Genomic DNA, 23,001 nt, shown 5'->3' with positions numbered 1-23,001 from the left:
TCAACCATTCGATGTTGTATATATTTGTGACATAAGTTGGCTACGGCTCAAAGCGTGCCTTTATAATCGGCTCGGCTCGGCTGATAAGTCACCTGTCTCCTGCTTTGTCGGGCGATCGGCTTCTCATTTTTATAACGACTGATGGTTATCACAACGGGTTGTTAGCAAAAAATTATCGTTATCTCGCGCTAAAGGGAACTTCACATGCAACTCTTCATGAGTCTCATCGGCATGGCGGCACTTGTATTATTTGCCGTCCTGATTTCCAGCAATCGCAAGGCCATCAGGCTACGCACGGTATTGGGCGCTTTCCTGATTCAGATCGGTATTGGCGCATTGGTGTTATATGTTCCGTTAGGACGCAAAGTGCTGGGGGGCATGACGGAAGGTGTGGCCAATATCATTTCTTATGGTAATCAGGGCGTCTCTTTTATGTTCGGCGGCCTGGTTTCCGACCAAATGTTTGAAGTCTTCGGCGGCGGCGGTTTTGTTTTTGCGCTTCGCGTGCTGCCAATTATCGTTTTCTTTTCATCACTCATCGCCGTGCTCTATTACATGGGCGTTATGCAGTGGGTGATTCGCTTGCTTGGCGGCGGCTTGCAGAAACTGCTGGGCACGTCGCGCACGGAATCGCTTTCCGCCACCGCGAATATTTTCGTCGGTCAGACAGAAGCGCCGCTGGTGGTGCGCCCGTATATCGCCGGTATGACGCAGTCGGAATTATTTGCCGTTATGTGTGGCGGTCTGGCCTCTATCGCCGGTTCGGTCATGGCCGGTTATGCGCAGATGGGCGTGCCGCTGGAATACCTGATCGCGGCCTCCTTTATGGCGGCTCCCGGCGGGCTGTTGTTTGCCAAGCTGATGGTGCCTGAAACGGAAAGCACCCATGACCGGGAGGAGATGTCCGGCTTTGTCGATGAAAACGATCGGCCCGCCAACGTGATTGATGCGGCGGCCAGCGGCGCGGCTTCCGGTATGCAACTGGCGCTGAACGTGGGCGCGATGCTGCTGGCGTTTATCGCGCTGATCGCATTGCTTAACGGTATTCTGGGCGGCGTGGGCGGTTGGTTTAACTATCCGCAGTTGTCGCTGGAATTGATTTTAGGCTGGATCTTTTCGCCAGTGGCGTTTTTGATCGGCGTTCCCTGGAATGAAGCGACTATCGCCGGATCGTTTATTGGTCAAAAGCTGATCGTCAATGAGTTTGTGGCCTATATGAATTTTAGCGGGTATTTGAAAGCCGACGAGGTGGTGGCGGCCGCTGGTTTACAGGTGTTGTCCGATCATACCAAGGCCATTATTTCGTTCGCACTTTGTGGGTTTGCTAACTTGTCATCGATAGCTATCCTTATTGGAGGACTGGGCAGTATGGCGCCGACGCGGCGTCAGGATATTGCCAGGTTTGGTTTGAAAGCCGTCACCGCGGGTACGCTTTCAAACCTGATGAGCGCCAGCATCGCCGGGTTCTTTTTAGCGCTGTAATGGTTCTTGGTTGAGTGATAATGGGTGGGAGCCGCCCATTATATTTATTGAAGGCTGAGGTGCTGGATTGCCCTGAAAGTGATTTCTCCTTCAAGAGTAAAGTAACATGCTTGCTGCTTTTATTAATGATGTTGAATGGATAACGTTCCCGCAGGCAATGGATGGCGCCATGTACCCTGGTTTTAGCGCCCGCTGTCATTTCCATTTGTCCGCCTACTCCGACGTGTTGTTTACCGAGGCTGAGATTCCGTTTTCCGATGCGCTTGAACGTTCCGTGCCGAAACGTCGTGCCGAGTTTCTGGCAGGCCGCTGTTTGGCCAGACAGGTGGTGCGTAAACTGGGGATTGTCGATTTCGTCCTGCACAGCGGCGAGGATCGATCTCCGCAATGGCCTGAAAATATCGCCGGTTCCTTGAGCCATAATGCGGATAGCGTATTGTGCGCAGCACATATCCGCAGTACGGATCTTTCCTGCGTCGGCGTCGATATCGAGACTTTTCTGTCTGCTGAACGCGCGCAGGCGTTGTGGCCCGGTATTGTGGATGAAGAGGAATATCAGTGGCTGAACGCGCAGAATGATGAATTCCGCTGTTTATTGACGCTTAGCTTTTCCGCCAAAGAGAGTTTATTTAAGGCGTTGTATCCGCAGGTTAAACGCTATTTCGATTTTCTGGATGCCAGAATGGTCGCGTTGGACAGCGCCAGACAGACTTTTGAACTGGAACTACAGACTGATTTAACGCCAATGTTCCACGCGGGCCGCCGCTTTCGGGGGACTTTCCTGAAAAGGTCGTATGATATTGCAACCTTTCTCTGTTGTTAACCAACCGGCCCGCTAATACGCGGGCCGGTTGTGCGAGTGGTTGTCGCCCGTCAATGCCGCGTGCGAAGCGGAAATCGTCGTCAGCGGCTTAGGGGAGCGGCCGTTCACACCAGTGCGGATACCCACCATACGCGCCCGATAACGGCCAGTTCACCGTTGATAATTTGTTCTTTAGTGACAACCTCGTCTTCATAGGCCGAGTTGTAAGAACGCACGATGATACTTCCGTCGGGCCGTTTGATCAGCGCTTTTACGCGTTGCAACTCACCCATGCGAATGGCATACATTTTGCCGTCCCGGATCTGTCTGTCCGACAGGTTGACGGCGACTTTGTCGCCGTCCGACAGCTTGGGTTCCATACTGTCGCCCATGACGGTAACCACGCGGGTATCTTCCACCCGGATACCCAGCCGCCTTAAAGTATGAGAACGAAAGGGGAGTGCATAAACTTCATCTTCATCAATATCATACGCGCCCCCTCCGGCTGATAGCCTGACGCCTAACAATGGAACCTCCACAAATTCGTCATCATCGTTATCAATGCTTTCCCACTCGGTGACATGCAGGCGGGAAACCTTGAAATTGCTGCTTTCTGGCTTCGGCTGACCAATGCCACTAAGTAACCAGTCTAATGAGTAGCCGGTTTTTTCATTGATGGCCTGGGCGGATTCGCGACTCAGCGTTCCGCGTTTTAACCAGTTGTTTACTGTTTGAGGTGACGTACCCACAATCTTTGCCAAATCCTTTTGCTTCATTCCCTCTTCGCGCATCAGATGGCGCAGGCGTTCGGTTAGCTCTGTCATTTTTACCAACTTAAAAAATAAACACTGTGTTGATTTATTCGTTGTATTGTTGATTGGCGTTGACTATAGTCTGCTTTACGGATGATAAAATCAACAAAAAAATGACTGAATTTTGACTAGGTGGCTGACAAAGCACATAGACAGAATGGCCGCCAGCCGCGGTTATTCACCAGGATTTAACAGTAAGATCGAAAGGAAAGACTCTATGGAACGTAAATCGACAATACGTCCGTTGCGAGCACGGTCCGGGTACTTGAACCGGCCACAAACAGGATTGCCCCCTCTTTGGCGATTATGGGGGGCGTGGGGGAGAAGCGTCATCCGAATAGGGCCAGACTGTGGTTATCTAACCTCGGATTATCAACACGGTTTCGGGCGCTTAAGCGATGTAGCGTCTCAGCTTGTTATACGGAGATACTACAATGAAGATTGAACATGCGCTTAGCCTGTGCGGCCCCAAATCGGCCTCGTCGATGTTTACATGCCGGGAAGCGTCGCCCACGTATGTTTATCGGCCCCAAAGCGGCAACAGACCCATAAGTCAGGCCAGAAAAGGAAGCGTTTCTTCCGCGGGCGCGCGGGACAGCTATAGCGATATCCTGCTGGCCCTCGGAGTCGTCCAGTCACGCGAGGCATTGGGGCTTAGCCTTATCTTTGCCAAGTACAACAAAGATCCTGATGAAAGAAACAAAGCGATAGCGGGGATCGCCCGTTTTGGCCTGAAACAGGCGCCGGCGCGGGTGGGAAAGGCAGCCGGCCGGCAGATGGCGAACTGCATCGTGCTGATGGCGAAAATGGCCGTGGAGGAATACAGCCGGACGGCGGACGATCCGCAAAACCGCTGCCGTTGCAAAGGCCGGGGCAAAGTGACGGATCTCGCCGCCTCTCGCGCGGCGGGTGAGACGATAGAGAAAGTTTGTCCCCGCTGCGGCGGCAGCGGTATGAAGCCGGTAAAGTCGGTCTCGGTATATAAAGTGATTAAAACGTTGGTGCCTGATTTAACGCAGCGCACATGGTCACGAAACTGGAAGGTATTTTATGATTCTCTTATTGCCCAGTGTTATCAGGAATCTACGGCCGCTGAAAGACTATTTTCCCTGATTACATCATCGCAACAATAAAGCGCAGAAAATAAAATTCACTTTTTTTTAAATTAAGGCTTGCACTCTTGTCCGAAACTGGTTAGATTTATTCCCATGATGGAGATGTAGTGATTGAGCCATCGGAAAACAGATATATTACAAAGCCTGCTGATTGCAGGCTTTTTTTATTTTAGCCCCGGATAACCCCGGGGCTTTTTTTATGCATTATTTATGAGCGGTGACTTTGATAAGAATTTTCTTATTTGTTTAATCCATATTGGGGAAGAGTAAATATGCAAAGTAATGTCTTCAGTTGGGCAGGCATTTATGAATTAATACATGCCTGGTGGCGCGGAGATGTCCCCACAGGGGGAGTATTGCTGTCTATTTTTATAGCGATACTGCGCGTTGCGTACACCGGTGGAGGCTGGCAGCGTATGCTGCTGGAAGGCGCGCTGTGTGGGGCATTGACGCTGACTGCTGTTGCATCTCTGGAGTATTATTCGCTGCCTAAAACATTGACGCCGGCGTTGGGCGGCATGATTGGTTTTATCGGCGTCGAGCAGATTCGTCGCGGTATATTGAGATTGTTCAATGAACGAACGGAAAATGAAAAAAACACTAAGAAATAAACTCATCAGGTAATGTCTTACTTGATGAGTTATTTTCTTATAGCTCGGGTTGTTATCTTTTAAAAAAGGAGGTGTATGAAAACATTTATCTGAAGCAATATTGTCTGAAATACATTTGTTTTTTTGTTGAGTCCAATAGTGAATTTATTCTGCTTTTTCAGCGGAAGGGTTTTTTGCGCCCGTCATTATATGGACATTATCCGTTATAAAGAAAGACGTCGCCAGAATATCAAACCTGATGTTTTGGTTTTATTTTATTTTTATCAAGAGAGAAATATTATGAATCAACTTAATCAATTGAATCAAGGTAAGAAAGCCGCTCTTAAAAGTATTCAACCGCATAAGCCGACTATTTGGTCGCGGGCAGATGCGCTGAAAGTCAATGAATACGATCCGACCACAACCCAGCCGTTGGTCAGCGGCGATTTCCCGGTCATGAGCGATGACGTGTTTATCTGGGATACCATGCCGCTGCGCGATATTGACGGCAATATCGCCTCGGTCAACGGCTGGTCGGTTATTTTCACCCTGACCGCCGATCGTAACCCGACCGCGCCGGAGTATCAGGACGAACAGGGCAATTATGACATTACCCTCGACTGGAACGACCGTCACGGCCGGGCAAAAATGTACTTCTGGTATTCACGCACCGGTAAAGACTGGATCCTGGGCGGCCGCGTCATGGAAGAAGGCGTTTCACCGACGACGCGCGAATGGGCGGGTACGCCGGTTCTGCTGAACGATCGCGGTGAAATAGATCTTTACTACACTGCGGTGACGCCGGGCGCGACCATCGTAAAAGTGCGCGGACGTGTGGTGACCACAGAAAACGGCGTGGAAATGGTGGGCTTTAAAAAGGTGAAAATCCTGTTTGAAGCCGATGGCAAAATGTACCAGACCGAAAGCCAGAACCCTTACTGGGCCTTCCGCGATCCTTGCCCGTTCCGTGATCCGAAAAGCGGCAAACTGTATATGCTGTTTGAAGGCAACGTTGCGGGCGAGCGCGGTTCCCATGTGGTTGGAAAAGAGGAACTGGGCGATGTGCCTCCTGGCTATGAAGATGCCGGCAATTCCCACTATCAGACCGGCTGCGTAGGTATTGCGGTGTGCCGTGATGAGGATGGGGATGATTGGGAACTGCTGCCGCCGCTGATCACGGCGGTTGGCGTAAATGACCAGACCGAGCGTCCGCACTTTGTTTTCCAGGATGGAAAATACTACCTGTTCACCATCAGCCATAAGTTTACCTATGGCGACGGCCTCACTGGGCCTGACGGCGTGTACGGTTTTGTCAGTGAAAACCTGTTCGGGCCTTATGTTCCGTTGAACGGCTCCGGGCTGGTTCTGGGCAATCCGCCTTCACAGCCTTACCAGACCTACTCGCACTATGTTATGCCTAACGGGTTGGTGACATCCTTCATTGATTCCGTACCAACGGGTGAAGATACCTATCGCATCGGGGGCACCGAAGCGCCGACGGTATCGATCAAACTGAAAGGCGAACAGACCTTCGTGCTGGAAGAGTATGACTATGGCTATATCCCCCCAATGATTGATGTTGAGGTGAGATAATCGCTGCCGGGGAGCCGCTGCGGCGGCTCCTTTTTTATAAAGAGTCCGGTACCCGGAAAGCCAACTGGCTGGTTTCTTTGCAGGGACTATGCCCGGAGCCGGGAGATAGTCAGTTGTCTATTACGTTGACATTCACCACAAGCCCCATCCCCGCCTGTTATCAAGCTTCATCACTCTTCCTCAGGTTTATAAGCATGCTACCGTTCCGCTTACATCCCCCTAAGTCGTTAATTTGACCCTACATGAAACAACCAGCAGGATAATTGAAAGCAGAGTAACAAAAATAAATGCGCCAATCAGAGAGAAAAGATGCGCGACGAAACCAATTATCGCGGGACCCATTAATATCCCTGAATAGCCCAGCGTAGAAACCGCGGCGACAGCTAACGCATCAGGCATATCTTTTTGCTGCCCTGACGCGGTAAACAGCATCGGGGCAATATTCGCAACCCCCATGCCAATCAGCAGAAATGCCAAAGCGGTCAGTAATAACGCATTGCTCGCGATAAGCACTATAAATCCTGATGTGGCCAGGATTGCGCTACCAATAAAGATCCTCTTGGCTCCCAGCATCGCAATCGCTTTGTCCCCCAGAAACCGCCCTAACGTCATGGTGATGGCAAAGAGTGTATATCCCAGCCCCGCCTGATGGATATCGATGTTGTGCTGGCTGATTAACAGGATCCCGCTCCAGTCCAGCATGGAACCTTCCATCACATATGCGATGCAGCACAGCAGCCCCAGCACAACTACCACTCCCTTTGGCAACACAAAAAAAGGCGTCTCGCGGCGTTCTGCCTTATCCATGAGGCCAGACCAGGCAAACAACATGATTAATCCTAATAGAACAATCACTATCATCACGACATGCAGCGGCGATATTCCCCCGGCCAGTAGTGCGCTGACCGCCGCGGCGCCGGCTATTCCACCAAGACTGAAAAGTGCATGAAATCCGGACATGATCGGTCTTTGGGCATATTTTTCGGTAATCACGGCATGAATGTTGACCACAACATCCATGGCGCCGATGCCTGCGCCAAAGAGAAAAAGCGCCAGCGCCAGCGGGATAATATCCTCCAATTTCACTAACGCCGGCAGCGTAGCTAAAACTAACAGCAGCGCCAGCGTAAAAACGCGCCGACAGCCGAAGCGGACAGCCAACATGCCGGATAAAGGCATCATCAATAGCGACCCAAGGCCAAAAGCTAACAGGATAGCGCCCATAATGCCGTTATCCACCTGAAGACGCTCTTTGGTTAGCGGGATAAGCGGGGCCCAGCTTGCCAGGCTGAATCCGGCGATGAAAAAAGCTTTGCGCGTTGCTGCAATCGGTTTTTTGGTCAGGGAGATAGCGTCTTTTTCAGTCACAACGACATCCTTATACCCCCCACGCGGACATGGGGGGTAGCTGTCAGGAAACTACATTTAGTTGAGAAAACTCAGCGATATCGCCCAGACTGGCAATTACCGCGGAGGCCTGCCGATAGTGCTGCTGGTCAGAGAGCGCATGAGGCCATGCATAAATCTGCGCGATACCAGCCTGATTCGCAGCAGAGATCCCCAGGTCGGTATCTTCAATCACCACCGTATTTTTCGGCGCCGCGTGGAGTCGTTCAAGCATCTCCAGATAAGGGTCAGGGAACGGCTTGGTGCGCGCTATATCGTCTCCCCCTATCACTTGAACTGGCTCGTCCAGCTCAAGGAGCGCCAGGTTGGCAAGGCATAGGTGGCGTGGGGCGGTAGAGACAAAACCAAAGGCGATGCCCCGCTGTTGCAGCTTGTAGATAAGATCCTTCACGCCCGGACGCAAGGAGTGCGGAGCAAGCAGCTCTTTATAGGTATCGATCACCCGAGAGACAATACCGGGCTGATCGGAAGCGGCTATGCCGATAAAACTCAGCGTATCCTCCAGACTCAGTCCAATAAGCTGCTGTGGCGTATAATGCTGTATCTGCTCCGGAACCAGCGTCTGCAACACGTCAAAGTGCAGCTTTTCGCTATCAACAATGACTCCGTCGATATCAAAAATCACGGACAGAGATGTCATATTCACTCCGTTAATCAATATTCGCCAAACGTATCAACACCTTACAATTTGGAACCTCAAGCGGCGCCATTGTCTTGTTGGCTATATCGCAGCCGACCAGTCTGAAAGCACGCTGATAATCAGCGAAGGCAATTTCATGGCTTATCAGACGCTCGGCCGGAACTTCCCCATCACGGATCATGGCGTAGGCGCGTTCAAAGCTGTTATTCAGCGAATCGATCGAACCGATGATCGACAGACTCTTATCGGCAATTTTCAGTACGTCCAGGGTGGCGTGCTTATCCTTTAACGCCACGTTCAATAACTTGCCGCCGGGAGCGAGATGCTCGAATATCAATTCGGTCAACTGACCCGTCGTATCCACCACGAGGTCGATCTGACTGTTCCGGGATCCGTATTCCTGTTCCAGGGCTTGCTCAAAATCATCATAAATACGCGATGAAGGCGGTAGGCTATCGCTGGCAAACTGATACCGATGAGGATTTTTTTCAACCATAAAAGCCTCGACCCCCCGTTGGTGCAGCACCCACAAATAGAGCATCCCCATCGGGCCTGCGCCGGCAACGGCCGCTCGAATATTGGTATGGGTTATCGCCAGTTTATCCACGCCGGTGATGGTGCAGCTTAAAGGTTCTGTCAGCGCAGCCTCCCGCATGGTGACGTGATCATCCAACTTGCGTAAAAAAGCTTCCTTAGCACGATACTGATTTGCGAAAGCACCGTCATAAGACACACCCGCTTCAGTGCCCATTTTCTTTTCACAATGGTTTGGATTGCCGGTTTGGCACATGCGGCATTGCTTACAGGAGTACGTAGGATTGATAACCACTCTGTCACCCGGCTTAAACCGGGTGACGCCTTTACCCACTTTAGCCACTACGCCGCTGGCTTCATGACCAATAGTTACGCCACTCTGCGCGACCGGATAGTCGCCGCTAATAATGCCTACGTCAGTTCCACAAATTCCACATACGGCGATATCAACAATAACATCATCCGCCTCGGAACACGTCGGTTCCGGTGTTTCAGTAATATCAACCTGCCATGTCTGATAATATTTAAGCGCCTGCATTACACTGCCTCCGTTTGGGAAATAGATAAGCTTTGCATTTCGTTAAAAGTACTGTCCAATTTGGTGAGAATTTCCTGCAAATGTTCTCGGGTGCAAATCAGAGGCGGACGAACTTTTAGCGCTTTACCTTTCCCATATCGAGCACCACGAATAATCAATCTATGCTTGGCCGCAATCGCAATAGCTTGCGTTGCATATTCAGGGCTGGGAGTATCAAACCCGTACATATATCCCACACCCCGTACGCCACTGATGTCTGCATATTTTTCCTGTAGCGACAGCAATCCGCTACGCAAAAATTTTTCACCATTCACGACATTGTCAAGAATCCCTTCTTCTTCAAGAATATCGACAGTTTCATTTAGGGCGACAAGTGATAAAGGATTAGCGCCAGAGGTGCTTGAATGTTCGAATGACTCAAGTACGTCCAGTTCTTTTCGCATCAGGACGCCGCCGGTCGGAATGCCTATTCCCCCCGCCCCTTTGGCAAATACGATAATATCTGGTTCAAGTGCCTTGGCATAACCGGCTGAGGCAAAAAAGGTGCCTGTTCTTCCAAAACCCGTCTGCACCTCGTCGGCGATAAGAATAATGCCGTTTCTATTGCAGAACTCACGCACAGTACGATAAAAGCTCTCGGAAAGGACGATATTCCCGCCATTACCCAGTATCGGTTCAACGATTAAGCAGGCAATGTTTTCATTTGACCCGTACTGATAAATATCCTGGATATCGGGGTAATATTCTTGTTGATGCGTCTCTTCAGAATTTGACATAACGCTTGCAGGGACGGGAATTTTTAGAGAGCCGTCAATATTTACGTGAAAATGTTTAATACGAAATGCATTCCCCGAAATCTGAGCCGTCGCCAGAGATTGACCGTGATGAGCCAAAAAAAGCGAAATGACGCCTGAGCGTCCAGTGTACTTCTGCGCCATACGGATAGCGCACTCAACGGCACCAGAGCCGCTGACATCACGCAACCAGATACGATCAATATTTTCAGGAGTATGTTTTATGAGTTTCTTAAGTATGCACTGTGATATTTCACGGGTATAAGCAGAGCTTAAGTGAGCACAGCGATCAATTTGCGCTTTAAGTTTATCCGCTATCCTTTTGTTGGTATAGCCGAATTGTAGATTAAATGTACCTGAAGCGGCATCAATATATTTGATATCGTCAACCTGCAAATAGGGACCATCGCCTTTATAGCGAGATATCATACTTTCAAATCTATCATTCATAATATATACCATTTTTCAATTGAAGCTTGTAGAGATGTTTTCCAGTATGTAAACTCGTCTTTTAATATTTGATGATGGTAAAAACCCACCAAATATTAAGAGTATTCGTGTTAGCTACCTTGATGGCACAAATGAAAGATGCTTAACCAAATTAAATATAATAAAAGATATTGTTTTTTTGCGTGCGATTATATAGATGCCATTTAATTACAGGCCTAGCGATGATTGACATCTTTTAAATGGATGCACATGAAAATCAGGACGATCGACGCGTGTCGTGTATCCTAACAATGTTACGTTGTGACACGGTATAATAATTAATTGAATTCATAATCTCTCACTTGTAAAGTGGTTAAAACCTTGAATGTGAATTATTTCTAATAACGCTCATCATTAATTTGGCAATATTTATGCACTTTAAAAACGGTTATTTCTATAGTCATAAATAGTGTAGTAAATAAATTCCATCTTGATTATATAAGTAGTAAGTTTGAGTTTTTAATTATTTTTAATTACATTAAACAATATAATCCAATAAATGGCATCGTCAACAGCGATTAAAAATATTCAAGAAATATTAATAGCGAACTTATTAATTGATGTAATCATCAACCAAATGAGATGCAAACGACCTATCCTATTGTTATTCGTTATATTGTCTTAATATTTATAAGTGTGAATGCAGCATAATGACAAGGATGAAATCGCCCGACTCATTTATTAAATTAATTAAAATTTCTTAAAAAAAGCCATTTCGTTGAGGTTAGGTTGAAAAATAAAACATAGGCGTACCTCGCCCTGGGGATGGACATACTATCCGGGTATTGTTTTTAACAAATAGTTAGCGCGTCTTCCCTGACTTCCTGGGATATCATCGACAATGGAAACGTCGTTCGTACTGGATGCACTGGAGCAGGCGCTGTGGGCTAGACGCCCCACCGCCATATCCCGCCAGCGGAAGCAGAAAAGGCATATTATGCTTCCCTGGGAAATAAGGAACCGGCAGCCTGAGTTCCCGGATTTAACATTCTCCAGGAAAGCTGGGGCGGTTCAGTTTGCTGATTGATAATAAATCCGGCGCGTCAACAATACTTGTCTCAGACGAACAAGCGCGTGATTGAGACGGACGTCCGCTGGATTTAGGCTGTCTGGCGTTTGTATTCGCGGAGAAGGTTTCCCGTCAGGATGATTTGTCCGGTGCCGGCCATTGGATGCCGACGCTTTTCATCCCTTTGGCCACATCCATTTCGGGGTGCGCGATGACGATATCCCGGTAGGAAGGTCCGCCGATGATGACTGGTTTGAACTGAGTCAGGAAGGCGGTGACCTCTTCGCGAATGTCGTCCGGTACGTTGAAATCGTCATAGCACTCGTCGATACACTCAAACACGGCGATCCAGTGCTCTTCGGTCAGCCCCATACCGCGATGTGCGGTCACCATGTCTCGGCCCCGATATTTGGTGTTGCCGCCCCATTTTTCACAGAGGAAATCGACGAAGTTGATATGTTCCTTCATAAACGTCGATTCGGACATATGGCTCCAGATATGGCCGATGGTGGGGTGCGTCATGGTTTTTCTCAACACGGCGCCGGCGAACACGTAAATGGCATCATAACCCCCGAGGCGTACATAGAGGGAGGCGTTTTGTTCCATAGCAGGTTGCTGTTCGTTCATCGTTCATTATCTCCGATTCGGATGTGTTTTATGGTTGTGGCGCGTCCCTGCATTGCTTCTCGCTGGCCTTCCTGGCTCAGGCTTGTGGCTCAGAACACGTTCATTACACGCAGACTCTCACCTGCACGGCCGACAAACATCGGAAAAGGCTACTGATAATCATCGTGAACCCGACGGGAAAGTGTTCGGGGACATTTGAGATGTTTGTCTATTGCTGATTCCATAGGAACTCCCTGGCAACAGTTTTAGGTGAAAGTACATCCATGACTGATACTAAGGCGAAATCTGCGCAATACATTGCTGTGGCGGACAATCTCTTGGCTGAAAAGGACATTATGTAGACAATGGCCCGTAACCCTCTCTATTGAACATCTTTTAAACTTAAATTTGATATGTTGGATTAATGATTCTTGAGATAATCAGAAACGACGTTATTTCTAATTTATGGATTACATTGGTATTTTTGATGTACTTTTGAGATGTCGTCATGAACCATTTGAGATAACTAAACATCATGGCTCAATTTAATCACTTTGAACTCGGCCTTCTGAACCCTGGCTTTGATTCCCCTTTGGACGATGCGCTGACGGAACTAACAATATTGAAGCTACGATGGAGTTCATCGACGAATACCTGAACAATGGTGATGACATAACGGAATATTTTATCCGCGAGCTGCATAGTCTGGCGGTTGCCGGGCTGCAACAGGAAGGCGATAAAACTCCCGGTGCATATCGGCAACATAACGTCAGTATTGCTCAGTCTGACCATTTGCCGCCGGATTGCGGCATTTATTAACCGGGCTGATAAGCTAAAATATGATCTGATGAAGATTGCGCTGGTGCATCACCGCTTTGGCTGGAGACATCCATTTGGCAACGGTAATGGTAGAACGGTCAGACTGCTGACCTATGCATTATTGATTAGTATGGTTTTAATGTTCAGGCCGGTGGTCGGGTTCTTAATCCGACAGCGGTATTCTGTAACGATCGCGAACGCTATTACGCTATGCTTTCGTTAGCCGATAAAGGAACTGAGCAAGGCTTAGAAGAATGGTGCCTATACGTGCTTTCGGGGATCTCATCTTGGCAAGTTAATCGACCGGGGACTGCTTCAGCCAGTGGAAGAAGGGGCTCGTAGCTATACCGCGAAGTTTTCAAATTCGTATCTGATTCGTGGGGGTGATTAGGGTTTTGCGGGAAGAAGGGTTTATTCCTGATTTGTGATTTCAGTGTTTAACTTTTTCGCTACATTCAGTGGCTTTAATTGGCGCAAGAACATCGCGAGCGGTTTTCAGTAGACCTTGGCAGACGTAGGGAAGGAGATAACTTGTTGACGTTAAAATGCAAAACGGATGTCAGTAGACATCCGTTTCTAAATGAGTGGTGCCGGACTCGGGATCATATCGACGATTAACATGCTGTTAATTATCTGTTTTGTCGATATTTATAGTAAACAGCGCCCCCACTAAAGCCCCCATAAAAAATCGTTTTGTTTTTGTGATGGTTATCACGAAAAACCGTTGTTTAAGCGATTAGCCGTTTCGTTATGTCCACACATAACGGCCTGAAGTCCACATATCGTGGTGTTAAACGAAGAAACGACATGTGAATTAGGTGTTTTTGAGATAATGCATTGAACCGTATATGAATAATCTATTGATTTAATTTGTATTTTCATCATTTTTTTGAGATGTCGTCAGAGTTCAGTTGAGATAATTAAACATCATGCTCAATCTAGTCCTTCTGAACCCTGATCAAAGCACTGCTTTAGTATCCTCTCAAACTTGCTCACCGCCGCTGCATACTTAGCCGGATTCTTATCATTCAGCACTGCCAGATTACGCTGTGTCCAGCGAATAACGGAAAGATGCTGAATTTCAGGGTAGCGATACAGCGACCAGTCAGGGTTATTTTGTTTATAACTGAGCAAGAATTGGCGATCCCGATCCGTAAGATGCGACTTCAACGCCTGCGGTAGCAAAGTCGTTACTGACAAAAGAGGTCCCAGCGACGTTTCTTATGGGACGTCTTCTTTGGTAATATCTTCGTGTTGCGTAACCTGCGAGGAAATGCATATGAAAAGGATGTCTGGTAAGCACTATCATGGCAGTCATCAGGAAAGATTTGGTTATTGGATCGGCATTCAGTTTCGGCGTATCCCTCGGAACTATCGTCGTTTGATATACCTACTGTCTCTCCCTTTCTGGGGACCTTTGTGGCTATTTTGGTATTTTCTTATCCGGGTTGATGATAGGGAGTGGCGTCAAAATTATCTGGAATTGGAAAAATATTGGATAATTTATCCTCAGACAAAAACAAATACAGGAACTCGTTGCTATTACTGTGGTTCTAATCGCATAGATAGCTATTTGTGGCGGGGTATATCAGGGTACAGAGTTCATTATTGTCATCAGTGTCGCAAGGATCTTTATCGAACAGCGGAATAGTTGAGGTGCCGTATTTATCGCGTGGTGCATCATTCATATATAATGGTTAGAACTGCATATATAGCAAGGCTAAAAATTTTGCTCTAAAACCGTCATAAATTTGTTTAGAGCTGCCGTAAACTTAGCCGGATTTTTAGCGTTCAGCGCCGCTAAGTTACGTTGTTTCCAGCGAATAGCCGGGAGATGCTGAATTTCAGGATAGCGATACAGCGACCAGTCAGGGTTGTTTTGCTTATAACTGAGTAAGAACTGTCGATCCTGAGCGATAAAATGAGATTTCAATGCCTGCGGTAGTAGAGTCGTTACTGATAAAAGCGATTCCAGAGAAGTCTCCTGCTGCGTCATTCCTGAAAATTCCTGCTGGTATAGCGTGGCGATCCGCCCCGTGTCCCAGTTTGGGGCCAGCAGTTCGGCTATGGGGCGGGGATGACCTGCCAGATAACAAAGAAAACCGTCGAAGATCTCGCGCGTCAGTCCCGGTTTCTTCAGCATATTCAGTACGTCAAACAGATCGCGCGGATGCTGACGATCGAGTGCGGCGCAGATTTTTCCGCCGTAAAGATCCGCCAGTGAGACGACATTCATGGTGGTAAAACCGTATTCCATTTCCACCTGCTCGCATACTGGCATCTCTGTTGGTGGCAACAGCAATCCACGCCAGACCGGGCTGACTTCAATCTTTGTCTGCGCATCAATGGTATTAACGATGATGCGCTTTTCATCGGCTTTATTCTCCTGCCGAATAGCTGTTATCCCCGCACTGCCGTTCAGCGATTCCGCAATACGCATTAAGGCGTCATTGATGGCCGACAGATCAGTATCGCGGTCCATGAAGGTTTTATAAACCAGATCGATATCTACCGATAGGCGAGGGAAATCCTGCACAAATAAATTAATTGCTGTGCCGCCTTTCAGGGCGAAGCCGGACTCCTTTGCCACATGGGGCAGGGCAGCCATTAATAGCCTGACCTGGCGGGCATAACTATCACGCAGATCCATCTTCGACTCCTTCCGGTTTAAATGCTCGGGGAACGGTGATTTGATAATCCGGCTCCAGCCAGCCGCCGGGGACGATTTGTCGCTTTCCCGAACCTGTTTCTACAACGCTTTGATCGAGATACTGAAAATAAGGATGTCCGTTGCGCTGAGCAAGATAGAGCGCCACTCGATTGGTTTTAATCGAATAACTGGAGCCGAGCAGCACCTGTAATTTACGCGGGCTGAGAAGGTTCAGCCCCTGAAACAGGGCGTCGGCATGTTCAAACGAGATCTGTGCGGGAACGCCGCTGGCGATTTCATACGCGGCAAGTTCCGGGCAACTGCCCATTACTCGCCTATCGCCGATTTTCAGTTCTGTAGTGAATGGTGTTACATCAGCGGACAGGCCCGACGTATATAACGTGATAAAGGTGGCGGATTGTTTAAAGGTGGCGAACCATCCCGGTAGCTTGACGTAAGCCGGGAGCGTGAGCCAGACCTGTGGCCTGCCCGGTTCGGCATAGTGAGCATGGCCCTGTAGCGCAAGACTGGTCAGCCCTGCCACCCGCACCGGTTTTTCCCACTGAGTTTGCAGACAGGAAACCGCATCGACCCAGTCGGGTTTGCGACCCGTCCGACAGTAAACACCATGCGCTACCCGCCTGAGCCAGCCGTTCTGTACATAGCGGTAAGAGAGCTTACGATCTATGCCGTTGCGGCTAAGCCATGACTGGAGCAACACCTGACCGGGTAGGGTATTCTGCATCAGCCAGTTTATATAGTTAGCCAAATGTCACCTATGAGTAGACAATTTAGTCCATTTTTAAACTATTATGGATTTAGTGAAAAATCATGGCAAGTTTTGGTTTTATTATTTATTAATTTGTCGACTTTAAATCGACATTTAAACAAAAAAGCAAACTTTGGCTACTCACTAAAGAAGGCTCGTAAATATATTCGGTTGGCTTAAAAGGAACGTGTAACATAGAAGCAAGGCTGAACAATCGTCGTTACTCATCGTTCTGAGGCGTTGCATTTGCTGTATGCCCTGATAAGTAACGGCATGATAAAACAGGGAATAAGATGAAATTCACTGAAGATACCCGTGTAAAGATCCCAACCATCCTGCACTTGATAAGACTGGGTTACCGCTATTTGTCCCTCAAAGAGCAGGTCTGGGATAGAGGCACCAACATCTTTCCTGAAATTTTCACTTCTGCCATCGCCAGAATCAATCCCGATACAGCGCCTGATAACATTGACCGCCAGTTGGAAGAGATCAAACTTCTTCTCGACAATGAGGACTTAGGCCGCGCCTTCTACGAAAAACTCACCGATCGCTCCAACGTAAAACTGATTGATTTCGAAAACTTCAACAACAACAGCTTCCATGTGGTCACTGAACTGACCTGTGAAAATGGCGATGAAGAGTTTCGCCCGGACATCACCCTGCTGGTTAACGGAATGCCGTTGGTTTTTATCGAGGTGAAAAAGCCCAACAACCGGGAAGGCATACTGGCGGAGCGCAACCGTATCAATAAACGCTTTCAGAACCCTAAATTCAAGCGCTTTGCCAACATCACCCAATTTATGATCTTCTCCAATAACATGGAGTATGATGACGGCGATCCCGAGCCGCTTCAGGGCGCATTCTATGCCAGCAGTGCGTACCATAAACCCGAGTTCAACTATTTTCGCGAAGAAGAACTCTTTAATCTGACTGCGTTGCTTAAGCCCTTGTCTGATGAAACTGAAATCGCTGTATTAAAAGATAATAATCTGGAAGTGATCCGCACCAACCCGGAATTTCAGACAAATAAAGATCATAATCGACCAACGAACCGCATCTGTACTTCATTACTGAGCCGTGATCGGCTGGCGTTTATATTGCGTTATGCGTTGGCCTATGTTTCTGAGCCAGACGGTATACAGAAACACATTATGCGGTATCCGCAACTGTTCGCTACTAAAGCGATTGAGCGCAAGCTGAATGCGGGCGTCAAAAAAGGCATTATCTGGCATACGCAGGGGAGTGGGAAAACGGCGCTGGCCTATTATAACGTGCGCTTTCTGACGGATTATTTTCAGAAAAAGCAGGTCATCCCCAAGTTCTATTTTATTGTCGATCGTCTGGACTTACTGCAACAGGCGCAGCGTGAATTTACGGCTCGTGGTCTTACCGTACACCTGATCAACTCGCGTGATGCGTTTAGCCGTGATATCAAAGCGACTCAGGTACTTCATAACCATCAGGGAACGCCGGAAATCACCGTCGTCAACATCCAGAAATTTAAAGATGACCCGGATGTCGTCTCGACTAAGGATTACGATGTCAGTATTCAGCGGGTGTACTTTCTTGATGAAGTTCATCGCAGCTATAACCCTGAAGGCAGTTTTCTTGCCAACTTAAGCCAGTCGGATGCTCACGCGATCAAAATTGGCCTGACGGGAACGCCGCTGCTGGGGGACGACTATAACTCGCGGATGCTGTTCGGCGATTACATCCACAAATACTACTACAACGCATCTATCGCGGACGGCTACACCCTGCGCCTGATCCGGGAAGAGATAGCCACCAACTACCGGTTGGTGTTACAGCAGGCGTTAAAGGACGTTGAAGTCAGAATGGGCGATGTGGAACGGAAATATGTTTACGCCCACCCCAGCTTTGCTAAACCGATGCTGGACTACATTATCAACGACTTCGCACAGAGCCGGGGAGCGCTAAATGACGACACCATTGGCGGCATGGTTATTTGCGACAGTTCGGAACAGGCGAAACAGATGTTTGCTTTATTTAATGCGGACGATAGCGAATCTGTTGCCGTGTCGGCGCCGGAAAACATAACGCCTGTTGGTCATGCTGCGGAATCAAACGTTGTTTATCACGCTACCGCTTGGGAAAAGCGAAAGGTCAAACGTGCCGCCTTGATTCTGCACGATGTGGGCAGCAAACAGGAACGCAAACAGTGGGTGGAGGATTTCAAGGCCAGCAACATTGATTTACTGTTTGTCTACAACATGTTGCTGACCGGCTTTGACGCCAAACGCCTGAAAAAACTCTATCTGGGACGGGTAATCCGTCGGCATAACCTGCTTCAGGCGTTGACCCGCGTTAATCGCACCTATAAAGATTTTCGCTACGGCTATGTGGTGGATTTCGCCGACATTCGTCAGGAGTTCGATGCCACCAATAAAGCCTACTTTGAAGAGCTCCAGTCCGAATTGGGCGATGAGATGGAGCATTACTCCCGGCTGTTTAAATCACAGGAAGAAATCCGGCAGGAAATCGAACATATCAAAGACGTTCTGTTCCGTTTTGATATCGAAAATGCGGAAATTTTTGCCGATCAGGTCAGTCAAATACAGGACAGAGAAACGGCGCTGGCGCTGAAAAAGGCGTTAGCCGATGCTAGAAGTCTGTATAACTTGATTCGGCAGCAAGGGAATGTTGAATTTCTTCAGGCGCTGGATTTCAGCAAACTGAATCTGCTGTATCGTGAAGCCAGTAATCACCTTGATCTGCTGAACCTGAAAGCGGATCTGGAGCAGGGGACCGATACTTCAAATCTGCTGAACCGGGCGCTGGAAGACGTGATTTTCAAATTCGTCAAGATCGGCGAAGAAGAACTGGTGCTGGCCGACAAGCTAAAAGAAACGTTGCGCAAAACCCGCGAAGCGCTGGCCAGCAACTTTGATCAGCAAGACCCGAAATTCATCACCCTGAAGGAAGAACTGGAGCGCCTGTTTAAGAAAAAGAAACTCAGCGAAGTCACGCAGGACGAAATGGTTGCGAATATTGGCACACTGAATAAAATCCATGACCGCATCCGGGAACTGAACCGTCAGAACAACCTGCTGCGCCAGAAGTACCGGGGCGACGCTAAGTATGCGCGCACGCACAAACGGTTACAGGAGCGCGGCGGCCTAAGCGAGCCGGAACGTAAAATCTTTGCGGCGCTGCTTGATGTGAAGCTGGATGCGGATGATAAGGTGCTGAATAACAGTCAGCTCCTGAACAATGAAGGTTACTTTGAGAAGCAGATGGTGTCCTGTGTGCTCAAACATTTTGAAGATCAGCACCATATCAAACTGACGGCACAGGCGGCGAACGATATCAACCGTCTGATTGTCACAGAGTACCTGAACGAATTTAACACCGGAGCACGTACGTGGTAGAACTGGAATTTAGAGACAACACCAAGGCCCTGATCGACAGCCTGAAAAGCATTTGCGCCAACTATGGGCTGGGTAACGACGGTAACGAATTCAAAATTATCACTCAGGCGTTCCTGTACAAGTTCCTGAACGACAAGTTTGCCTTCGAGGCGAAAAAGGTGGATAAGGCCGTCGCCAGCGCGGAAAGCTGGGAAGGGGCGCTTAGCCAGATGAGTGAAGAGCAGTTGGATAAGCTACAACTGAGAATGAGCGCCGATACCGCGCGCCTGAAGCCGCACCATTTCATTACCAGCTTGTTCAACCGGCAAAACGCGGCGGATTTCGCCAAAACTTTTGACGATACCCTGATGGATATCGCAGCCATCAACAATGACGTGTTCGCGGTTAAAACCGACGGCGGCGCGAAAGTGGTGTTGTTTGACCGCCTTAGCCAGTTTATCGCCGATGAATCAAAACGCGACGATTTTTGCCGCGCCATTATCAACAAACTGGTCGATTTCAGCTTCGAGCATATCTTTAGCCAGAAATTCGATTTCTATGCCACCATTTTTGAATACCTGATCAAAGACTACAACAGCAACGCTGGCGGCAAATACGCCGAGTATTATACGCCCCACGCGGTGGCGCGCATTATGGCCGCGATTCTGGTGCCGGAAAAACAGCGGGGCACGGTACGCAACGTCAGTTGTTACGATCCCGCTGCTGGTTCTGGCACATTGTTGATGAACGTGGCGCATGCCATCGGTGAGGATCGCTGTAGTATTTATACTCAGGATATTTCGCAGAAATCTTCCAGCCTGTTGCGCCTGAACCTGATCCTCAACAATCTTGTGCATTCCATTCCGAATGTGATTCAGGGCAATACTATTTTGTATCCTTACCATAAGGACGGTCGGGAACTGAAACGCTTTGACTATATCGTTTCTAACCCGCCGTTTAAGATGGATTTCAGCGATTTTCGTGACGATCTGGACAGTAAAGAGAATCAGCAGCGTTTCTTCGCCGGGATCCCGAAAGTACCTAAAGCCGCCAAAGATAAGATGGCGATCTATCAGTTGTTCCTGCAACACATTATCTACTCGCTAAAACCGGGCGGTAAAGCGGCAGTGGTGGTGCCGACCGGCTTTATCACCGCGCAGTCGGGGATTGATAAGGGTATTCGTGAGCATCTGGTGAAAAATAAGATGCTGGCGGGCGTGATTTCCATGCCGTCGAATATTTTTGCCACCACCGGCACCAACGTCTCGATTCTGTTTATTGACGACAGCAACAAAGAGGGCGTGGTGTTGGTCGACGCCTCGAATCTGGGCGAAAAGGTCAAAGACGGTAAAAACCAGAAAACGGTGCTGACGCAAGAAGAAGAGAAACGTATTTGCGAAGTATTTAATAACAAGTGGAGCGAAGACGATTTCTCCGTGGTGGTCTCTTATGATGAGATTGCGGCGAAAAATTACTCGTTAAGCGCCGGGCAATATTTTGACGTGAAAATTGAGTATGTCGATATGACGCCGGAACAATTTGCCGCCAAGATGAAAGGATTTACCGACAATCTGGATAATTTGTTCAACCAGTCGCATGAGCTGGAAGAGGAAATTAAGAAGCAACTGGCGGGGTTGAAGTATGAGTGATGTTTCAATGAAAGAGTCAGTATTATTAAAGCCTTTTTCTGGAAGAACGGCTCCACTTGAAGACTTGTGTATTTCAATTACAGATTGTCCTCACTCCACACCAAAATGGTCTGAAGATGGATTAATAGTAGTAAGAAGCTTTAATATAAAAAATGGCTGTCTTGATTTATCTAATCCGTCATATACTGATAAAAACTCTTTTGAAGTGCGCATAAAAAGAGCGAAACCAGAGGCGGGTGATCTCATAATTACTCGAGAGGCTCCTATGGGACAGGTTTGTATGATCCCAGAAGGTATTGAGTGCTGTTTAGGTCAGAGAATGGTATTAATTAAAGTTAATACCAGGAAAATTACCAGTGAATATTTATTGTTTGCTTTGCAATCAGAGTTTGTACAAAAACAAATAAAAAAGAGCGATAAAACTGGGTCTATTGTAAGTAATCTTTGTATACCAGACCTTAAGGCCATTGAGATTCCTCTACCGGATGATTCAGTTGCGATTGCATCCACTCTTAAGTCTATTGTTAACAAGATAGAAGTCAACAATCGCATCAACGCCGAACTGGAAGCTATGGCGAAAACGCTATACGACTACTGGTTTGTACAGTTTGATTTCCCTGATGCTAATGGCAAACCGTATAAAACCTCTGGCGGGAATATGGAGTATAACCCAATCTTGAAACGGGAAATTCCGGCGGGTTGGTGCGCTTCGAATATCTTGTCTTTAGCTAATTTATTAGGCGGTGGAACTCCCAAAAAGACAAAACCTGAATATTGGAACGGATCTATTCCATTTTTTACGCCAACGGATTCAGATAAAAATATTTATAGCCTGAATACGCAGGACAGCATTACTGATTTTGGTCTAAAAAACAGTAGTACGCGCCTCTTTGAAAAAAATACAATATTTATTACTGCAAGAGGATCGGTTGGTCGCCTTGCCCTGAATGCTGTGCCTATGGCTATGAATCAGTCATGTTATGCACTGAGAGCGAAACAAGGAGTGAGTTTTGTATTTTTGTATTATCTTACTAAAGAGTTGATACATCATCTTGAAATTAAGGCTACTGGATCAGTATTTAACTCAATTGTTTCAAGCGATATTGAATATACTAATCTGGCATTGCCTGATGATATTGATTTAATCGATAAGTATGCAATAAAAATAGAATCTGTCTTTGAAAAAATTGAATTACTGACAAAAGAAAACCATCAACTCACCATGCTCCGCGACTGGCTTCTCCCTATGCTGATGAACGGGCAAGTTACAGTCAAATAAGCTCCTGCATACTTTTTGCGAGGCGTATTCCAGATTAACGTTACGCCTCGTTTGTC

16 protein-coding genes and 2 pseudogenes are annotated in these 23,001 nt (G+C 47.8%); 9 read left to right on the top strand and 9 right to left on the bottom strand.

The window, feature by feature from the left end:
- The first annotated feature begins 204 nt into the window (after window positions 1–204).
- The gene (locus JG725_RS10720; protein WP_233356395.1) at window positions 205–1,482 is read left to right on the top strand and encodes a NupC/NupG family nucleoside CNT transporter; all 1,278 of its coding nucleotides are present in this window, start codon (window positions 205–207) and stop codon (window positions 1,480–1,482) included.
- Window positions 1,483–1,588: 106 nt separating this feature from the next.
- Window positions 1,589–2,305 (top strand): 4'-phosphopantetheinyl transferase, encoded by a 717-nt coding sequence (locus JG725_RS10715; RefSeq protein ID WP_172290231.1) that lies wholly within the window; start codon window positions 1,589–1,591, stop codon window positions 2,303–2,305.
- A 104-nt stretch (window positions 2,306–2,409) separates the two neighbouring features.
- Here the strand turns inward: JG725_RS10715 and JG725_RS10710 are convergent, their stop codons facing one another.
- The gene (locus JG725_RS10710; RefSeq protein WP_172290230.1) at window positions 2,410–3,108 is read right to left on the bottom strand and encodes a helix-turn-helix transcriptional regulator; all 699 of its coding nucleotides are present in this window, start codon (window positions 3,106–3,108) and stop codon (window positions 2,410–2,412) included.
- A 422-nt stretch (window positions 3,109–3,530) separates the two neighbouring features.
- Between JG725_RS10710 and JG725_RS10705 the strand changes: the two genes are divergently transcribed.
- The 3 genes from JG725_RS10705 (at window position 3,531) to JG725_RS10695 (ending at window position 6,394) form a co-directional block, all read left to right on the top strand.
- Window positions 3,531–4,229, top strand: a complete 699-nt coding sequence (locus JG725_RS10705) for an antitermination protein (protein ID WP_172290229.1) — start codon at window positions 3,531–3,533, stop codon at window positions 4,227–4,229.
- Between the two features lie 254 nt (window positions 4,230–4,483).
- The gene (locus JG725_RS10700) at window positions 4,484–4,822 is read left to right on the top strand and encodes a phage holin, lambda family (protein ID WP_172290228.1); all 339 of its coding nucleotides are present in this window, start codon (window positions 4,484–4,486) and stop codon (window positions 4,820–4,822) included.
- Window positions 4,823–5,101: 279 nt separating this feature from the next.
- Window positions 5,102–6,394 (top strand): glycoside hydrolase family 68 protein, encoded by a 1,293-nt coding sequence (locus tag JG725_RS10695; RefSeq protein ID WP_233356394.1) that lies wholly within the window; start codon window positions 5,102–5,104, stop codon window positions 6,392–6,394.
- 219 nt (window positions 6,395–6,613) lie between these two features.
- On the opposite strand, the gene JG725_RS10690 is transcribed toward JG725_RS10695, so the two are convergent.
- The 5 genes from JG725_RS10690 to JG725_RS10670 all read right to left on the bottom strand — a co-directional run bounded on the left by JG725_RS10690 (window position 6,614) and on the right by JG725_RS10670 (window position 12,432).
- The gene (locus tag JG725_RS10690; protein WP_172290227.1) at window positions 6,614–7,762 is read right to left on the bottom strand and encodes an MFS transporter; all 1,149 of its coding nucleotides are present in this window, start codon (window positions 7,760–7,762) and stop codon (window positions 6,614–6,616) included.
- Window positions 7,763–7,805: 43 nt separating this feature from the next.
- A complete protein-coding gene (locus tag JG725_RS10685) occupies window positions 7,806–8,447 on the bottom strand; it encodes an HAD family phosphatase (RefSeq protein WP_199377954.1) in 642 nt (213 codons plus the stop codon).
- A 4-nt stretch (window positions 8,448–8,451) separates the two neighbouring features.
- The gene (locus tag JG725_RS10680; protein WP_199377952.1) at window positions 8,452–9,513 is read right to left on the bottom strand and encodes a zinc-binding dehydrogenase; all 1,062 of its coding nucleotides are present in this window, start codon (window positions 9,511–9,513) and stop codon (window positions 8,452–8,454) included.
- On the bottom strand, window positions 9,513–10,757 hold the full coding sequence (locus JG725_RS10675; protein WP_172290224.1) for an aspartate aminotransferase family protein: 1,245 nt from the start codon (window positions 10,755–10,757) through the stop codon (window positions 9,513–9,515). Before JG725_RS10675 ends, JG725_RS10680 begins: the two co-directional genes overlap by 1 nt.
- Before the next feature lie 1,180 nt (window positions 10,758–11,937).
- Window positions 11,938–12,432, bottom strand: coding sequence for a group 1 truncated hemoglobin (locus tag JG725_RS10670; RefSeq protein ID WP_172290223.1), 495 nt, complete (start codon window positions 12,430–12,432; stop codon window positions 11,938–11,940).
- A 514-nt stretch (window positions 12,433–12,946) separates the two neighbouring features.
- Between JG725_RS10670 and JG725_RS10665 the strand changes: the two are divergent.
- A pseudogene (locus tag JG725_RS10665) lies at window positions 12,947–13,658 on the top strand (Fic family protein).
- 505 nt (window positions 13,659–14,163) lie between these two features.
- Here the strand turns inward: JG725_RS10665 and JG725_RS10660 are convergent.
- The 3 genes and pseudogenes from JG725_RS10660 to JG725_RS10650 form a co-directional block, all read right to left on the bottom strand.
- Window positions 14,164–14,451, bottom strand: a pseudogene (locus JG725_RS10660) (nucleotidyl transferase AbiEii/AbiGii toxin family protein); the annotation flags it as partial.
- A 499-nt stretch (window positions 14,452–14,950) separates the two neighbouring features.
- Window positions 14,951–15,880: a nucleotidyl transferase AbiEii/AbiGii toxin family protein gene (locus JG725_RS10655; RefSeq protein WP_199377950.1), complete on the bottom strand. Its 930-nt coding sequence runs from the start codon at window positions 15,878–15,880 to the stop codon at window positions 14,951–14,953.
- A complete protein-coding gene (locus JG725_RS10650) occupies window positions 15,867–16,649 on the bottom strand; it encodes a type IV toxin-antitoxin system AbiEi family antitoxin domain-containing protein (RefSeq protein ID WP_199377948.1) in 783 nt (260 codons plus the stop codon). The genes JG725_RS10655 and JG725_RS10650 overlap by 14 nt, the downstream gene beginning before the upstream one ends.
- Window positions 16,650–16,942: 293 nt before the next feature.
- Here JG725_RS10650 and JG725_RS10645 point away from each other — a divergent pair, with 293 nt between their 5' ends.
- The 3 genes from JG725_RS10645 to JG725_RS10635 are packed head-to-tail and all read left to right on the top strand — an operon-like array spanning window position 16,943 to window position 22,945.
- Window positions 16,943–20,038, top strand: coding sequence for a type I restriction endonuclease subunit R (locus tag JG725_RS10645; protein ID WP_199377946.1), 3,096 nt, complete (start codon window positions 16,943–16,945; stop codon window positions 20,036–20,038).
- Complete coding sequence (locus tag JG725_RS10640; RefSeq protein ID WP_199377944.1) at window positions 20,032–21,666, top strand: class I SAM-dependent DNA methyltransferase; 1,635 nt, start codon at window positions 20,032–20,034, stop codon at window positions 21,664–21,666. The genes JG725_RS10645 and JG725_RS10640 overlap by 7 nt, the downstream gene beginning before the upstream one ends.
- Window positions 21,659–22,945 (top strand): restriction endonuclease subunit S, encoded by a 1,287-nt coding sequence (locus tag JG725_RS10635; protein ID WP_199377942.1) that lies wholly within the window; start codon window positions 21,659–21,661, stop codon window positions 22,943–22,945. The genes JG725_RS10640 and JG725_RS10635 overlap by 8 nt, the downstream gene beginning before the upstream one ends.
- Window positions 22,946–23,001 lie beyond the last annotated feature (56 nt).

Source organism: Brenneria sp. L3-3C-1 (genome assembly GCF_016456245.1).
Taxonomy (GTDB): Bacteria; Pseudomonadota; Gammaproteobacteria; order Enterobacterales; family Enterobacteriaceae; genus Brenneria.
The sequence above is the reverse complement of the archived record's forward strand: the minus strand, read 5'-3'. Positions and strand labels throughout refer to the sequence as shown.

What these genes read in the sequence shown, in the direction of transcription:
- JG725_RS10700 (WP_172290228.1), top strand. Translation starts at nt 4,484, where the DNA reads ATGCAAAGTAATGTCTTCAGTTGGGCAGGCATTTATGAATTAATACAT.
- JG725_RS10715 (WP_172290231.1), top strand. Translation starts at nt 1,589, where the DNA reads ATGCTTGCTGCTTTTATTAATGATGTTGAATGGATAACGTTCCCGCAG.
- JG725_RS10705 (WP_172290229.1), top strand. Translation starts at nt 3,531, where the DNA reads ATGAAGATTGAACATGCGCTTAGCCTGTGCGGCCCCAAATCGGCCTCG.
- JG725_RS10670 (WP_172290223.1), bottom strand. Translation starts at nt 12,432, where the DNA reads ATGAACGAACAGCAACCTGCTATGGAACAAAACGCCTCCCTCTATGTA.
- JG725_RS10645 (WP_199377946.1), top strand. Translation starts at nt 16,943, where the DNA reads ATGAAATTCACTGAAGATACCCGTGTAAAGATCCCAACCATCCTGCAC.
- JG725_RS10695 (WP_233356394.1), top strand. Translation starts at nt 5,102, where the DNA reads ATGAATCAACTTAATCAATTGAATCAAGGTAAGAAAGCCGCTCTTAAA.
- JG725_RS10720 (WP_233356395.1), top strand. Translation starts at nt 205, where the DNA reads ATGCAACTCTTCATGAGTCTCATCGGCATGGCGGCACTTGTATTATTT.
- JG725_RS10635 (WP_199377942.1), top strand. Translation starts at nt 21,659, where the DNA reads ATGAGTGATGTTTCAATGAAAGAGTCAGTATTATTAAAGCCTTTTTCT.
- JG725_RS10675 (WP_172290224.1), bottom strand. Translation starts at nt 10,757, where the DNA reads ATGAATGATAGATTTGAAAGTATGATATCTCGCTATAAAGGCGATGGT.
- JG725_RS10710 (WP_172290230.1), bottom strand. Translation starts at nt 3,108, where the DNA reads ATGACAGAGCTAACCGAACGCCTGCGCCATCTGATGCGCGAAGAGGGA.
- JG725_RS10680 (WP_199377952.1), bottom strand. Translation starts at nt 9,513, where the DNA reads ATGCAGGCGCTTAAATATTATCAGACATGGCAGGTTGATATTACTGAA.
- JG725_RS10655 (WP_199377950.1), bottom strand. Translation starts at nt 15,880, where the DNA reads ATGGATCTGCGTGATAGTTATGCCCGCCAGGTCAGGCTATTAATGGCT.